Origin of the sequence: Pseudomonas entomophila, from assembly GCF_023277925.1 — a bacterium.
Lineage (GTDB): Bacteria > Pseudomonadota > Gammaproteobacteria > Pseudomonadales > Pseudomonadaceae > Aquipseudomonas > Aquipseudomonas entomophila_D.
Genome location: NZ_CP063832.1, coordinates 3,338,523 through 3,353,439, shown reverse-complemented (window position 1 = coordinate 3,353,439; position 14,917 = coordinate 3,338,523). Strand labels below are relative to the sequence as shown.

General features: G+C 63.6%; 12 protein-coding genes. 9 read left to right on the top strand and 3 right to left on the bottom strand.

Annotated features, from left to right (window positions below; genetic code table 11):
* The first annotated feature begins 96 nt into the window (after positions 1 to 96).
* From IM733_RS14765 to IM733_RS14750, 4 genes are all read left to right on the top strand, one after another.
* Positions 97 to 1,125: an amino acid ABC transporter substrate-binding protein gene (locus tag IM733_RS14765; RefSeq protein WP_248917344.1), complete on the top strand. Its 1,029-nt coding sequence runs from the start codon at positions 97 to 99 to the stop codon at positions 1,123 to 1,125.
* A gap of 67 nt (positions 1,126 to 1,192) precedes the next feature.
* Entirely contained in the window at positions 1,193 to 2,371 is a 1,179-nt protein-coding gene (locus IM733_RS14760) for an amino acid ABC transporter permease (protein WP_248917343.1), read from the top strand.
* 10 nt (positions 2,372 to 2,381) lie between these two features.
* The gene (locus IM733_RS14755; protein ID WP_248917342.1) at positions 2,382 to 3,479 is read left to right on the top strand and encodes an amino acid ABC transporter permease; all 1,098 of its coding nucleotides are present in this window, start codon (positions 2,382 to 2,384) and stop codon (positions 3,477 to 3,479) included.
* A 10-nt stretch (positions 3,480 to 3,489) separates the two neighbouring features.
* Positions 3,490 to 4,254 (top strand): amino acid ABC transporter ATP-binding protein, encoded by a 765-nt coding sequence (locus IM733_RS14750; RefSeq protein WP_011535571.1) that lies wholly within the window; start codon positions 3,490 to 3,492, stop codon positions 4,252 to 4,254.
* Between the two features lie 71 nt (positions 4,255 to 4,325).
* Here IM733_RS14750 and algW read toward each other — a convergent pair whose 3' ends face one another.
* Positions 4,326 to 5,486, bottom strand: coding sequence for a Do family serine endopeptidase AlgW (algW, locus tag IM733_RS14745; RefSeq protein ID WP_248917341.1), 1,161 nt, complete (start codon positions 5,484 to 5,486; stop codon positions 4,326 to 4,328).
* Between the two features lie 257 nt (positions 5,487 to 5,743).
* On the opposite strand from algW, the gene IM733_RS14740 reads away from it, so the two are divergent.
* From IM733_RS14740 to cysN, 3 genes are all read left to right on the top strand, one after another.
* Positions 5,744 to 6,502 carry a Nif3-like dinuclear metal center hexameric protein gene (locus IM733_RS14740; protein ID WP_248917340.1) on the top strand — a complete coding sequence of 253 codons (759 nt, stop codon included), beginning with the start codon at positions 5,744 to 5,746 and terminating at the stop codon, positions 6,500 to 6,502.
* A gap of 225 nt (positions 6,503 to 6,727) precedes the next feature.
* Positions 6,728 to 7,645, top strand: coding sequence for a sulfate adenylyltransferase subunit CysD (gene cysD / locus IM733_RS14735; protein ID WP_248917339.1), 918 nt, complete (start codon positions 6,728 to 6,730; stop codon positions 7,643 to 7,645).
* Between the two features lie 15 nt (positions 7,646 to 7,660).
* On the top strand, positions 7,661 to 9,562 hold the full coding sequence (gene cysN / locus IM733_RS14730) for a sulfate adenylyltransferase subunit CysN (protein WP_248917338.1): 1,902 nt from the start codon (positions 7,661 to 7,663) through the stop codon (positions 9,560 to 9,562).
* A gap of 169 nt (positions 9,563 to 9,731) precedes the next feature.
* On the opposite strand, the gene IM733_RS14725 is transcribed toward cysN, so the two are convergent.
* Positions 9,732 to 10,211, bottom strand: a complete 480-nt coding sequence (locus IM733_RS14725) for an Lrp/AsnC family transcriptional regulator (protein WP_248917337.1) — start codon at positions 10,209 to 10,211, stop codon at positions 9,732 to 9,734.
* Between the two features lie 127 nt (positions 10,212 to 10,338).
* On the opposite strand from IM733_RS14725, the gene IM733_RS14720 reads away from it, so the two are divergent.
* Positions 10,339 to 11,535 carry a methionine gamma-lyase gene (locus IM733_RS14720; protein WP_248917336.1) on the top strand — a complete coding sequence of 399 codons (1,197 nt, stop codon included), beginning with the start codon at positions 10,339 to 10,341 and terminating at the stop codon, positions 11,533 to 11,535.
* 24 nt (positions 11,536 to 11,559) lie between these two features.
* Complete coding sequence (gene mdeB, locus IM733_RS14715; protein WP_248917335.1) at positions 11,560 to 14,250, top strand: alpha-ketoglutarate dehydrogenase; 2,691 nt, start codon at positions 11,560 to 11,562, stop codon at positions 14,248 to 14,250.
* Between the two features lie 108 nt (positions 14,251 to 14,358).
* On the opposite strand, the gene IM733_RS14710 is transcribed toward mdeB, so the two are convergent.
* Positions 14,359 to 14,796: a YhcB family protein gene (locus IM733_RS14710; protein WP_248917334.1), complete on the bottom strand. Its 438-nt coding sequence runs from the start codon at positions 14,794 to 14,796 to the stop codon at positions 14,359 to 14,361.
* Positions 14,797 to 14,917 lie beyond the last annotated feature (121 nt).

Here is a 14,917-nt window from a genome sequence, read left to right as displayed (position 1 = left end):
ATTGACCCAAAAACAAGCCAACAAGGGGTCGGATGCGCCTCATAAGGGTGCGGTGCAATTCCGGCTCATACAACAAGAGCGATTTGGAGGTTGTTGATGAAGATGTTGAAAACCACCCTGGCAGTCCTCACCGCCGCCGCCGCGCTGGGCGTTACCAGCTTCGCCCAGGCCGGCGCCACCCTCGATGCGGTGAAGAAGAAGGGCTTCGTCCAGTGTGGCGTGAGCGATGGTCTTCCAGGCTTCTCCGTGCCAGACGCCCAAGGCAAGATCGTCGGCATCGACGCCGATATGTGCCGCGCCGTGGCCGCCGCCGTGTTCGGCGACGCGACCAAGGTCAAGTTCAGCCAGCTCAACGCCAAGGAGCGCTTCACTGCGCTGCAGTCCGGCGAAGTCGACGTGCTGTCGCGCAACACCACCTGGACCAGCTCGCGCGATGCCGGCATGGGCCTGGTGTTCGCCGGTGTCACCTACTACGACGGCGTCGGTTTCCTCGCCAACAAGAAGCTCGGCGTCTCCAGCGCCAAGGAACTCGACGGCGCGACCATCTGCATCCAGGCCGGCACCACCACCGAGCTGAACGTTTCCGACTACTTCCGCGCCAATGGGCTGAAATACACCCCGATTACCTTCGACACCTCCGACGAGAGCGCCAAGTCGCTGGAGTCCGGCCGTTGCGACGTGCTGACTTCGGACAAGTCGCAGCTGTTCGCCCAGCGCTCCAAGCTGGCCGCGCCGACCGAATACGTGGTGTTGCCGGAAACCATCTCCAAGGAGCCGCTGGGCCCAGTGGTGCGCAAGGGCGACGAGGAGTGGTTCAGCATCGTCAAGTGGACCCTGTTCGCCATGCTCAATGCTGAGGAAGCCGGCATCACCTCGAAGAACGTCGAGGCCGAAGCCAAGTCCACCAAGAACCCTGACGTCGCCCGCCTGCTGGGCGCCGACGGTGAGTACGGCAAGGACCTCAAGCTGCCCAAGGATTGGGTAGTGCAGATCGTCAAGCAAGTCGGCAACTATGGCGAAGTGTTCGAGAAGAACCTGGGCCAGAGCACCGACCTGAAGATCGACCGTGGCATGAACGCCCTGTGGAACAACGGCGGCATCCAGTACGCACCGCCGGTGCGCTGATGGCTGCACCCCGCGGCGGCATCCTGCCGCCGCGGGTCGTTCGAATCCCTTCTTTTCGGGGCACTTCATGCAAAATCAAATCGGCGCACGGAAAGGGTTTTCCCTTAGTGATCCACGTGTGCGCGCGTGGCTGTTCCAGGTCCTCACGGTAGTCTTCGTGGCGGGCCTGGGCTGGTACCTGTTCCACAACACACAGACCAACCTGCAGCACCGGGGCATCACCTCGGGCTTCGACTTCCTCGAGCGCAGCGCTGGGTTCGGCATCGCCCAGCACCTGATCCCCTACGTGGAGTCGGACAGCTATGCGCGAGTGTTCGTCATCGGCCTGCTCAACACGCTGCTGGTGACCTTCATCGGTATCATCCTGGCGACGCTGCTGGGCTTCATCATCGGCGTGGCGCGGCTGTCGCCGAACTGGATGATCAACAAGCTGGCGACGGTGTATGTGGAGACCTTCCGCAACATTCCGCCGCTGCTGCAGATCCTGTTCTGGTATTTCGCGGTGTTCCTCACCCTCCCGGGCCCAAGGGGCAGCATCAATATCCAGGACACCTTCTTCGTCAGCAACCGCGGCCTGAACATGCCCGGCGCCTCGCTCGCCGAAGGCTTCTGGCCGTTCGTCGTCGCGCTGGTGCTGGCAATCGTCGCCATCGTGCTGATGGTGCGCCACGCCAACAAGCGCTTCGACGAAACCGGCGAGCCGTTCCACAAGTTCTGGGTCGGCCTGCTGTTGCTGGTCGGCATCCCCGGCGTGTGCGCGCTGCTGTTCGGCAGCCCGGTGCACTGGGAAGTGCCGCAGCTCAAGGGCTTCAATTTCGTCGGCGGTTGGGTGCTGATCCCCGAGCTGCTGGCGCTGACCCTGGCGCTGACCATCTATACCGCGGCGTTCATCGCCGAGATCGTGCGTTCCGGCATTCGCTCGGTCAGCCACGGCCAGACCGAGGCGGCCCGCTCGCTCGGCCTGCGTGAAGGCCCGACGCTGCGCAAGGTGATCATTCCCCAGGCGCTGCGGGTGATCATCCCGCCGCTGACCAGCCAGTACCTCAACCTGGCGAAGAACTCGTCGCTGGCGGCCGGTATCGGCTACCCGGAGATGGTCTCGCTGTTCGCCGGTACCGTGCTCAACCAGACCGGCCAGGCCATCGAGGTGATTGCCATCACCATGAGCGTCTATCTCGCCATCAGCATCAGCATTTCGCTGCTGATGAACTGGTACAACAAGCGCATCGCGCTGATCGAGCGGTGAGGGTACTTCCGTGACAGCCCATGTTTTCAAACCCGACATGCCGCCACCGGTAAAGACCGTTGGCGTGCTCGCCTGGATGCGGGCCAACCTGTTCTCCAGCTGGCTCAACACGCTACTGACGCTGTTCGCCTTGTACCTGGTGTGGCTGATCGTGCCACCGCTGGTGCAGTGGGCGTTCATCGACGCCAACTGGGTCGGCACCACCCGCGCTGACTGCACCAAGGAGGGGGCTTGCTGGGTGTTCATCCAGCAGCGCTTCGGCCAGTTCATGTACGGCTACTACCCGACGGAGCTGCGCTGGCGCGTCGACCTGACTGTGTGGCTTGCCGTGCTCGGCGCCGCACCGCTGTTCATCAAGCGCTTCCCGCGCAAGGCGGTGTATGGCCTGGGCTTCCTGGTCCTGTACCCGGTGCTTGCGTACACCCTGCTGCAGGGTGGCTACCTGGGCCTGGCCACGGTCCAGACCAGCCAGTGGGGCGGCCTGATGCTCACCCTGGTGATCGCCACCGTTGGTATCGTCGGCGCGCTGCCGCTGGGCATCCTGCTGGCGCTGGGGCGGCGTTCGAACATGCCGGCGGTGAAGGTGGTCTGCGTCACCTTCATCGAGTTCTGGCGCGGCGTGCCGTTGATCACCGTGCTGTTCATGTCGTCGGTGATGCTGCCGCTGTTCCTGCCCGAGGGCATGAGCTTCGACAAGCTGCTGCGGGCGATGATCGGCGTGATCCTGTTCCAGTCGGCCTACATCGCCGAAGTGGTGCGCGGCGGCCTGCAGGCCATCCCCAAGGGCCAGTACGAAGCCGCCGCAGCCATGGGCCTGGGCTACTGGCGGGCGATGGGCCTGGTGATCCTGCCGCAGGCGCTCAAGCTGGTGATCCCTGGCATCGTCAACACCTTCATTGCCCTGTTCAAGGACACCAGCCTGGTGATCATCATCGGCCTGTTCGACCTGCTCAACAGCGTCAAGCAGGCTGCGGCCGACCCGACCTGGCTGGGCATGGCCACCGAGGGCTACGTGTTCGCCGCCCTGGTGTTCTGGATTTTCTGTTTCGGTATGTCCCGCTACTCCATGCACTTGGAGCGCAAGCTGGACACTGGCCACAAGCGTTAGGAGTTTCGAAATGAGTGAAGCGATCAAGCAGCCTGCCGGCCCCGAAGGCATCATCCAGATGCAGGGCGTGAACAAGTGGTATGGCCAGTTCCATGTGCTCAAGGATATCAACCTGAACGTGCGTCAGGGCGAGCGTATCGTGCTGTGCGGGCCGTCCGGCTCGGGCAAGTCGACCACCATCCGTTGCCTCAACCGTCTCGAGGAGCACCAGCAGGGGCGCATCGTCGTCGATGGCGTGGAGCTGACCAACGACCTCAAGCAGATCGAGGCGATCCGCCGCGAGGTGGGCATGGTGTTCCAGCACTTCAACCTGTTCCCGCACCTCTCCATCCTCGAAAACTGCACCCTGGCGCCCATGTGGGTGCGCAAGATGCCGCGGCGCAAGGCCGAGGAAATCGCCATGCACTTCCTCGAGCGCGTGCGCATTCCAGAGCAGGCGCACAAGTACCCGGGGCAGTTGTCCGGTGGTCAGCAGCAGCGCGTGGCGATTGCCCGGGCGCTGTGCATGAAACCGAAGATCATGCTGTTCGACGAACCCACCTCGGCGCTGGACCCGGAAATGGTCAAGGAGGTGCTCGACACCATGGTCAGCCTGGCCGAGGACGGCATGACCATGCTCTGCGTAACCCATGAAATGGGCTTTGCCCGCACCGTGGCGAACCGGGTGATCTTCATGGACAAGGGCGAGATCGTCGAGCAGGCTGCGCCGGATGATTTCTTCGACCGGCCGCGCAGTGATCGGACCAAGTTGTTCTTGAGCCAGATCCTGCATTGATGTGACAGGGATTCGCCGGCAAGCTTGCTCCTACGGGATTGCAGGAGCCGGCTTGCCGGCGAGCCCAGGCTTCAATTGTCTTCTTTGGTTGTCACCGGCGCCGGTGGCGGCCGCAGCCCCACTTCGGCGACCAGCTTCAGCTGCTGCCCGTTACGTACCACCTCGATGGTGATTTTCTCGTTGGGCTTGATCCGCGCCACCTGGTTCATCGACTTGCGCCCGTCGCCGGCTGGTTCGCCATTGATGCTCAGGATCACATCACCCAATTGCAGCCCCGCGCGCGCCGCCGGCCCATCGCGGAAAATCCCGGCCACGACGATACCTGGGTGGCCCTGCATGCCGAACGACTCGGCTAGCTCCTGGCTCAGCGGCTGCACTTCGATGCCCAGCCAGCCACGGATCACCTGGCCATGCTCGACGATCGATTTCATCACTTCCAGCGCCAGCTTGATCGGGATGGCGAAGCCGATGCCTTGGGACCCACCAGACTTGGAGAAGATCGCAGTGTTGATGCCGACCAGGTTGCCATTGGCGTCCACCAGCGCGCCACCGGAGTTGCCCGGGTTGATCGCCGCGTCGGTCTGGATGAAGTCCTCGTAGTTGTTCAGGCCCAGCTGGTTGCGGCCGGTGGCGCTGATGATGCCCATGGTCACGGTCTGGCCGACACCGAACGGGTTGCCGATGGCCAGGCAAACATCACCGATATGGATGCTGTCGGAGCGGCCGATGGTGATCGCCGGCAGGTTCTTCAGGTCGATCTTCAGCACCGCCAGGTCGGTCTCCGGGTCGCTGCCGATCACCCGCGCCAAGGTTTCGCGGCCGTCCTTGAGCGCCACGACGATCTGGTCGGCGCCGCTGGTGACGTGGTTGTTGGTCAGCAGGTAGCCTTCCGGGCTCATGATCACCGCCGACCCCAGGCTCGACTCCCAGCGGCGCTGCTTGGGCAGGTTGTCGCCGAAGAAACGGCGGAATTGCGGGTCTTCGAACAGCGGGTGGGCGCTCTTGTTCACCACTTTGGTGGTGTACAGGTTGACCACTGCCGGGGCGGCGAGGGTCACGGCGTCGGCGTAGGAGACCGGGCCCTGCATGATCCGCGAGGTCTGCGGCGCCTGCTGCAGGTTGACGTCCTGGCTGGGCAGGCCGACCCATTGCGGGAAGCGCTGGATGATCAGCAGGGCGATCAGCACACCGGTGAGCAGGGGCCAGCCGAAGTAACGCAGAGCCTTGAGCATGAATGAATCCTGGGAGTAGGGCGGGGGCCATGTCAGCACGGCCCGGGAGCGAGCGCGCGCGATCATACACCTGAACAAGTCGATCGGCGACGGCTGGAGTCGTGGTGCCTGTTTCGCGGGTTTACCCGCGAAACAGGCACCACAGGCTTGCCCCCAGGCAACTGCCGCCGGTTTCCCCGAGGCCGGCGACGGCCCATAATGGCGGCCATTATAGGGCCTCGTGCCCAGCCGCAACGCCGAATCCGAGGAGATTTTTCATGGCCGTCGCCCTCAATATCCTGGTCGAGGAAGCCGAGCGCTACCTGGCCAGCGCGAAGATCCAGGACTACTGCCCCAATGGCCTGCAAGTCGAGGGCCGACCCCAGGTCAGCCGTATCGTCAGCGGCGTCACCGCCAGCCAGGCGCTGCTGGATGCCGCGGTCGAGGCCGGCGCCGACCTGGTGCTGGTGCACCACGGCTACTTCTGGAAGGGCGAGAACCCGTGCATCACCGGCATCAAGCAACGCCGCCTGAAGACTTTGCTCAAGCACGACATCAGCCTGTTGGCCTATCACCTGCCGCTGGATGTGCACCCGGAGGTGGGCAATAACGTGCAGTTGGCGCGCCAGCTGGACATCACCGTCGAAGGGCCGCTGGACCCGAACAACCCCAAGGTGGTGGGCCTGGTCGGCTCGCTGGCCGAGCCGCTGTCGGCGCGCGATTTCGCCCGCCGCGTGCAGGAGGCGCTGGGGCGTGAGCCGCTGGTGGTCGAGGGCGAGCGGATGATTAACCGGGTGGGCTGGTGCACCGGGGGCGGGCAGGGCTACATCGACACCGCCATCGCCGCTGGGGTGGACCTGTTCATCAGTGGCGAGGCGTCCGAACAGACCTTCCACAGTGCCCGCGAGAACGGCATCAGTTTCATCGCCGCCGGGCACCACGCCACCGAGCGCTATGGCGTGCAGGCGCTGGGCGATTACCTGGCGCGGCGGTTCGCGCTCGAGCACCTGTTCATCGATTGCCCGAACCCGATCTGAAGCCGCCCCAATACCCTGTAGGAGCCAGCCTTGCTGGCGAACCGGCCATTATTCGCCAGTAAGGCTGGCTCCTACAGATGCGTGTGTGAACACCCAAACCCCCAGTCATATCATTAGACCTTTTCGATCTAGGCAGCCTCCTAAATAGAATCAGGCGCTGTGATAAAGTGGCTCGCTCGAACACGGCCCGCAGGCCGTCCATAAGATCGTTTTTCGTGAGTAGCCATGGTCGACAATCTGACGCACTTGAAACAGCTGGAGGCGGAGAGCATCCACATCATCCGCGAGGTGGCCGCCGAGTTCGACAACCCGGTGATGCTGTACTCGATCGGCAAGGATTCCGCGGTCATGCTGCACCTGGCGCGCAAGGCGTTCTTCCCAGGCAAGCTGCCGTTCCCGGTCATGCACGTCGACACCCAGTGGAAGTTCCAGGAGATGTACCGCTTCCGCGACAAGATGGTTGAAGAGATGGGCCTGGAGCTGATCACCCACGTCAACCCGGAAGGGGTGGCGCAGGGCATCAACCCGTTCACCCATGGCAGCGCCAAGCACACCGACATCATGAAGACCCAGGGCCTGAAGCAGGCGCTGGACAAGCATGGCTTCGACGCCGCCTTCGGTGGCGCGCGCCGCGACGAAGAGAAGTCGCGGGCGAAAGAGCGCGTCTACTCGTTCCGTGACAGCAAGCACCGCTGGGACCCGAAGAACCAGCGCCCGGAGCTGTGGAACATCTACAACGGCAAGGTCAACAAGGGCGAGTCGATCCGCGTGTTCCCGCTGTCGAACTGGACCGAGCTGGACATCTGGCAGTACATCTACCTCGAAGGCATCCCGATCGTGCCGCTGTACTTCGCCGCCGAGCGTGAAGTGATCGAGAAGAACGGCACCCTGATCATGATCGACGACGAGCGCATCCTCGAGCACCTCAGCGACGAGGAGAAAGCACGCATCGTCAAGAAGAAAGTGCGCTTCCGCACCCTTGGCTGCTACCCGTTGACGGGCGCGGTCGAATCCGAAGCCGAGACCCTGACGGACATCATCCAGGAGATGCTCCTGACCCGTACGTCCGAGCGCCAGGGCCGCGTCATCGACCACGATGGCGCAGGCTCGATGGAAGACAAAAAACGCCAAGGCTACTTCTAATTTCAGGGTTTCATCATGTCGCACCAATCCGAACTGATCAGCGAGGACATCCTCGCGTACCTGGCCCAGCACGAGCGTAAAGAGCTGCTGCGCTTCCTCACCTGCGGCAACGTGGATGACGGCAAGAGCACCCTGATCGGGCGCCTGCTGCACGACTCGAAGATGATCTACGAGGACCACCTCGAGGCCATCACCCGCGATTCGAAGAAGTCCGGCACCACCGGCGAAGAGGTTGACCTGGCGCTGTTGGTCGACGGCCTGCAGGCCGAGCGCGAGCAGGGCATCACCATCGATGTCGCCTACCGCTACTTCTCCACCGCCAAGCGCAAGTTCATCATCGCCGACACCCCGGGCCACGAGCAGTACACCCGTAACATGGCCACCGGCGCCTCGACCTGCGACCTGGCGATCATCCTGGTCGATGCCCGTTACGGCGTGCAGACGCAAACCCGCCGGCACAGCTACATCGCCTCGTTGTTGGGCATCAAGCACATCGTCGTCGCCGTCAACAAGATGGACTTGAAGAACTTCGACGAGCAGGTCTTCGAGTCGATCAAGGCCGACTACCTGAAGTTCGCCGAGGGCATCAACCTCAAGCCATCGAGCCTGCACTTCGTGCCCATGTCGGCGCTCAAGGGCGACAACGTGGTCAACCGCAGCGAGCGTTCGCCGTGGTACACGGGCCCTGCGTTGATGGAGATCCTCGAAACCGTCGAGATCGCCGCCGACCGCAACGTCACCGACCTGCGCTTCCCGGTGCAGTACGTCAACCGTCCGAACCTGAACTTCCGCGGCTTCGCCGGCACCATCGCCGGTGGCGTGGTGCACAAGGGTGACGAGATCGTCGTGCTGCCGTCGGGCAAGAGCAGCCGGGTCAAGTCCATCGTCACCTACGAAGGTGAGCTGGAAAGCGCCGGCCCTGGCCAGGCGGTCACACTGACAATGGAAGACGAGATCGACATCTCCCGCGGCGACCTGCTGGTGCATGCCGACAACGTCCCGGCGGTGACCGACCAGTTCGACGCCATGCTGGTGTGGATGGCCGAGGAACCAATGCTCCCGGGCAAAAAGTACGACATCAAGCGCGCCACCAGCTATGTGCCGGGCTCGATCGCCAGCATCACCCACAAGGTGGATGTGAACACCCTCGAACAGGGCGCCGCCAGCGCGTTGCAGCTCAACGAGATCGGCCGGGTCAAGGTCGCGCTGGACAGCGCCATCGCCCTGGACGGTTACGACAGCAACCGCACCACTGGCGCGTTCATCGTCATCGACCGCCTGACCAACGGCACCGTGGGTGCCGGCATGATCATCGCGCCGCCAGTACTGCCGCACGGCAGCGCCGGCCAGCATGGCAAGCTGGCCCACGTCGCCACCGAAGAGCGCGCCCTGCGCTTCGGCCAGCAGCCGGCCACGGTGCTGTTCAGCGGCCTGTCTGGCGCCGGCAAGAGCACCCTGGCCTACGCCGTGGAGCGCAAGCTGTTCGATATGGGCCGCGCGGTCTATGTGCTCGATGGCCAGAACCTGCGCCACGACCTGAACAAGGGCCTGCCACAGGACCGTGCCGGGCGCACCGAGAACTGGCGCCGCGCCGCCCATGTCGCGCGTCAGTTCAACGAAGCCGGCCTGCTCACCCTGGCCGCGTTCGTCGCCCCGGATGCCGAAGGCCGCGAACAGGCCAAGGCGCTGATCGGCAAGGAGCGTCTGATCACCGTGTACGTCCAGGCGTCGCCGCTGGCCTGCCGCGAGCGTGACCCACAGGGCTTGTATGCAGCTGGGGGCGACAACATCCCGGGCGAAAGCTTCCCGTTCGATGTGCCGCTGGACGCCGACCTGGTGATCGATACCCAGTCGCTGAACGTTGATGAGGGCGTCAAGCTAGTGCTGGATGTGCTGCGCCAGCGTGGTGCGATCTGATCGATAGCCTGATGTGAGAAACCCCGCCTCGGCGGGGTTTTTCATTTCTGAGCAGCGACACCCAGTCTCATGGGTACCCGCCTCGTCATCAGGGCCGAATCTGTAGGAGCCGGCTTTGCCGGCGAAAGGCCCGTGCAGCCAGTACAAGGCAGTCGTTCTCACCACTGCCCTAGATATGTTTCTCGGACACCGGAATCACCCGCCGCTCCTTCACTGCCTTGTAGGAAAAACTCGAATAGATCTCCTTCACTCCAGGCAGCCGCTGCAGCACCTCCCGGGTGAATTCACCAAACGACTCCAGGTCCCGCGCCAGAATCTCCAGCAGGAAGTCATAGCGCCCAGACACATTGTGGCAAGCGACGATCTCGGGGATTTCCATCAACCGGCGCTCGAACGCCAGGGCCATCTCCTTGGTGTGCGAGTCCATCATGATGCTGACGAAAGCGGTCACCCCAAAGCCCAGCGACTTGGGCGAGAGGATGGCCTGGTAACCGGTGATGTAACCGTTGTCCTCCAGCAGCTTGACCCGTCGCCAGCAGGGCGAAGTGGTCAGGGCGACCTGGTCGGCGAGTTCGGAAACGGTGAGGCGGGCGTTGTCCTGCAGGGCGGCCAGCAGGGCGCGGTCGGTACGGTCTAGGGTCAAAGGCATGGTTTGCCCTCCTGGTTCGATTTTTATTGTTTTTCTTTCAAAAACCACAGGGAACAGTGGGCTACTTTGGAAAAATTGCAGCAGCCCAGTGGCATAAGCTTATAGCAAACCACAAGAGGCTGTTGCCATGCGCGACTCCAATAAAAACACCGGTTTTTCCACGCGGGCCATCCACCATGGCTATGACCCGCTGTCCCATGGCGGCGCCCTGGTGCCCCCCGTCTACCAGACTGCCACCTATGCCTTTCCCACCGTCGAATACGGCGCCGCCTGCTTTGCCGGCGAAGAAGGCGGGCACTTCTACAGCCGCATCTCCAACCCCACGCTGGCCTTGCTCGAGCAGCGCATGGCTTCGCTCGAAGGGGGCGAGGCCGGGCTGGCCCTGGCCTCGGGCATGGGCGCCATCACCTCCACGCTGTGGACCCTGCTACGCCCAGGCGACGAACTGATCGTCGGCCGCACCTTGTATGGCTGCACCTTCGCCTACCTGCACCATGGCATCGGCGAGTTCGGGGTGAAGATCCAGCATGTCGACCTCAACGACCTGCAAGCGCTGAAAGCCGCGATCACCCCGAAAACCCGAATGATCTACTTCGAAACCCCGGCCAACCCCAACATGCAACTGGTGGACATCGCCGCCGTGGCCGACGCGACGCGTGGCCATGACCTGAGCATCGTGGTCGACAATACTTACTGCACGCCCTATCTGCAGCGGCCGTTGGAGCTGGGCGCCGACCTAGTCGTGCATTCGGCCACCAAGTATCTCTCCGGGCATGGCGACATCACCGCCGGGCTGGTCGTCGGGCGCAAGGCGTTGATCGACCGGATCCGCCTGGAAGGCCTCAAGGACATGACTGGCGCGGTGCTCTCGCCCCACGATGCGTCGTTGCTGATGCGTGGTATCAAGACCCTGGCCCTGCGCATGGACCGCCATTGCGCCAATGCGCAGCAGGTGGCCGAGCACCTGGTGCGGCAACCACAGGTGGAACTGATCAACTACCCAGGCCTGCCATCCTTCGCCCAGTACGCCCTGGCCCAACGGCAGATGCGCCTGCCGGGCGGGATGATCGCCTTCGAGCTCAAGGGGGGCATCGAGGCGGGGCGGCGTTTCATGAACGCCCTGCAACTGTTCAGCCGGGCGGTGAGCCTGGGGGATGCCGAGTCGCTGGCCCAGCATCCAGCGAGCATGACCCACTCCAGCTACACGCCGCAGGAGCGGGCGCACCATGGTATCTCGGAGGGGCTGGTGCGGTTGTCGGTGGGGCTCGAGGACCTCGACGACCTGCTGGCCGACATCGACCAGGCCTTGAAGGCTTGTGCCTGAACCGCCACGGACGAGGCCTGCGCAATGGTTGCGATGATGAACCCGAACGAGCCGTTGACCGCTCATGATGTGAACCTGGACAGCGACCCGGTGGAAACCACCGAGTGGTGCCAGGCCCTTGAATCTACCCTGGCCCGTTGCGGCCCGGCGCGGGCGCGCTTCCTGTTGCAGCGCTTGCAGGCGCATGCCCTGGAGCTGGGCCTGGAGCGCGAGGCCCAGGCGTTCTCCGCCTACCGCAACACCTTGCCGGTGGAGCAGCAGGCTGCCTACCCCGGTGATCTCGAACTGGACGAGCGCATTACCGGCATCCTGCGCTGGAATGCCCTGGCTATGGTGGTGCGGGCCAACCATGCCTATGGCGAGCTGGGCGGGCATATCGCCAGCTACGCCTCGGCGGCGGAAATCTTCGAGGTGGGTTTCCAGCATTTTTTCCGCGGTGAAAGCGGCGGCGAGCGACGCACGGGCGACCTGGTGTTCTTCCAGCCGCACTCGGCGCCGGGCATTTATGCTCGTGCTTTTCTCGAAGGGCGGCTCACTGAGCAGCAACTGGCCAACTACCGGCAGGAAGTCGCCGGCAATGGCCTGTGTTCCTACCCGCACCCTTGGTTGATGCCCGGCTTCTGGCAGTTCCCTACCGGCTCCATGGGGATCGGCCCGCTCAATGCGATCTACCAGGCGCGCTTCATGCGCTACCTGCAGCATCGTGGGCTGCTCGACACGTCGGATCGCCATGTGTGGGGCGTGTTCGGCGATGGCGAGATGGACGAGCCGGAATCGACCGCCGGCCTCACCCTGGCCGCCCGTGAGGGGCTGGACAACCTCACCTTCATCGTCAATTGCAACCTGCAACGTCTCGATGGCCCGGTACGTGGTAATGGCCAGATCATCCAGGAGCTTGAAGCGCTGTTCAGCGGCGCTGGCTGGAACGTGATCAAGGTGCTGTGGGGCTCGGAGTGGGATGCGCTGTTCGCCCGGGATCATGAGCACGCATTGCTGCGCCAGCTGGCGGCAACACCCGACGGGCAGTTCCAGACCCTCGGTGCCAAGGACGGCAGCTACAACCTGGAGCATTTCTTCAACCAGGCCCCAGCGCTACAGCGCCTGGTCGCGCACATGAGCACCGAGGAGATCAACGCCCTCAAGCGCGGCGGCCATGATTTTCGCAAGCTGCATGCCGCCTATGCCGCGGCCAGGGCCTGCAAGGGCCGGCCGACGGTGATCCTGGCCAAGACCAAGAAAGGTTACGGCATGAGCGCCGCGGGTGAATCACGGATGACCGCGCACCAGGCCAAGAAACTCGATGTGCAGGCGTTGCGGGCATTCCGTGATCGTTTCCACCTGCCGCTGTCCGATGAGGCGGTCGAACAACTGCGTTTCTACCGTCCAGCCGAGGATAGCGCGGAGATGGTCTATTTGCGCCAGCGTCGTGCCGCGCTGGGCGGGCCGTTACCGGTCAGGCGCAGCGACTGCGCCCGCTTGCCGGTGCCGGACCTAGACACGTTCGCAGGCTTTGCCCTGCACGCCGATGGCAAGGAGATGTCCACCACCATGGCCGCCGTGCGCTTGCTGGGGCACTGGTTGAAGGCACCGGAGTTGGGGCCACGGGTGGTGCCGATCGTCGCCGACGAGGCGCGGACCTTCGGCATGGCCAGCCTGTTCCGCCAGATCGGTATCTATTCGCCGGCCGGTCAACGTTACGAGCCTGAGGATGCCGGTTCATTACTGGCGTACAAGGAGGCCCGCGACGGCCAGTTGCTGGAAGAGGGTATCACCGAGGCCGGGGCGATCTCGTCCTGGGTCGCGGCGGCGACGTCCTACGCGGTACACGGTGAACCGATGCTGCCGGTGTACATCTATTACTCGATGTTCGGTTTCCAGCGCGTCGGCGACTTGATCTGGGCCGCCGCCGACCAGCGCGCCCGGGGCCTGTTGCTGGGGGCCACCGCTGGGCGCACCACTCTGGGTGGGGAAGGGTTACAGCATCAGGATGGCTCCAGCCTGGTCATGGCCGCCATGGTGCCCAATTGCCGGGCCTGGGATCCGTGTTTCGCCGGCGAGCTGGCGGTGATTCTCGACCATGCGGCGCGGCGCATGCTGGTAGAACAATGTGACGAGTTCCATTACGTGGCGGTGATGAATGAAAACTATCCACAACCTTCGTTGCCGGAGGCGGTGCATGGCGATGTGCTGCTAGGTATGTACCGTTATGTCGTACAGCGGGCCCTCAAGTCCCAAGGGCGGGTTCGGCTGCTGGGTTCGGGGGCAATCCTGCGTGAAGTGATCGCGGCCAGCGAGTTGTTGGCGACCGAATGGCAGGTCGACAGCGAGGTGTTCAGTGTCACCAGCTTCAGTGAACTGGCGCGTGAGACGCGGGATGTGCGCAGGCAGACCATGGCCGGTGGCGAAGAGGACAGCCACCTGCGTCGCTGCCTGGCCGGTGATGCCCCGGTGATCGCCGCCAGCGACTATGTGCGTGCCTGGCCGCAACTGATTGCCGAGTATGTCGAGGCCCCCTATATCACCCTGGGCACCGATGGCTTCGGGCGCAGCGATACGCGGCAGCAGTTGCGGCGGTTCTTCGAGGTGGACCGTTACGCGGTGGTGATGGCGGCCTTGTACAGCCTGGTGCGGCAAGGGGTGTTGCCGGCAGAGGTACTGGCGCAGGCCAGGAGGCGTTACGGGTGTGGAGAACAGGGGGCGGCCTGGTACCGGTGATAAGCTCTGGCGAGATGCCTGTGGGGGCGTCAGCCTCAAGGTCAACGCCGCAGGCGGCGTGTCACTCACAAAAAAGGCCTCTTGCGAGGCCTTCTTCATGTCGTCGAATCAGCGCTTGAGGCCGTAGCTCTCATCGAGCATGCCCGGCGAGTTTGGTGCCTTCGGTGCATAGTCGCGCGGCACTTCGGCGGTATCCTTCGGCGGAGTCAGGCGATCACGCGGGCCTTGAGGCGCTTCCGAATGCAGCGCGGCCAGTAGGCGCTGACGGGTCAGCTCGTCGAGAGCCAGGCGGTTGGCGCCCTCTGCCAGGTGATCCTGCACATCCTGGTAGCTTTGCGTGAGTTTCTTGACCAGCGACGCGGTGCTGTTGAAGTGGGTGACCACCTCGTTCTGGTAATTGTCGAAGCGCTGCTGGATGTCGTCCAGCTGGCGTTGGGTGTTGCTCGGTGCCGCATTGGGCAGCAGGCGGGCCAGCGCGAAACCGACGACGACGCCGACAGCCAGGGCCAGGGTCGGCAGCAACCAAACAAGGAGCGAGTGTTCCACGAGTCCTTCCTCTATAAACGGCTTTGCTTTACGTTAACGGCTCAGACCTGCGCTGTATACCGCGAGCGATCGCAAATCAGAACAGAATTCCTCAGCTAGACGAGTCGACCCTCCTCGAGGT

What these genes read in the sequence shown, in the direction of transcription:
- IM733_RS14765 (WP_248917344.1), top strand. Translation starts at nt 97, where the DNA reads ATGAAGATGTTGAAAACCACCCTGGCAGTCCTCACCGCCGCCGCCGCG.
- IM733_RS14760 (WP_248917343.1), top strand. Translation starts at nt 1,193, where the DNA reads ATGCAAAATCAAATCGGCGCACGGAAAGGGTTTTCCCTTAGTGATCCA.
- IM733_RS14750 (WP_011535571.1), top strand. Translation starts at nt 3,490, where the DNA reads ATGAGTGAAGCGATCAAGCAGCCTGCCGGCCCCGAAGGCATCATCCAG.
- algW (WP_248917341.1), bottom strand. Translation starts at nt 5,486, where the DNA reads ATGCTCAAGGCTCTGCGTTACTTCGGCTGGCCCCTGCTCACCGGTGTG.
- IM733_RS14740 (WP_248917340.1), top strand. Translation starts at nt 5,744, where the DNA reads ATGGCCGTCGCCCTCAATATCCTGGTCGAGGAAGCCGAGCGCTACCTG.
- cysD (WP_248917339.1), top strand. Translation starts at nt 6,728, where the DNA reads ATGGTCGACAATCTGACGCACTTGAAACAGCTGGAGGCGGAGAGCATC.
- cysN (WP_248917338.1), top strand. Translation starts at nt 7,661, where the DNA reads ATGTCGCACCAATCCGAACTGATCAGCGAGGACATCCTCGCGTACCTG.
- IM733_RS14725 (WP_248917337.1), bottom strand. Translation starts at nt 10,211, where the DNA reads ATGCCTTTGACCCTAGACCGTACCGACCGCGCCCTGCTGGCCGCCCTG.
- IM733_RS14720 (WP_248917336.1), top strand. Translation starts at nt 10,339, where the DNA reads ATGCGCGACTCCAATAAAAACACCGGTTTTTCCACGCGGGCCATCCAC.
- mdeB (WP_248917335.1), top strand. Translation starts at nt 11,560, where the DNA reads ATGGTTGCGATGATGAACCCGAACGAGCCGTTGACCGCTCATGATGTG.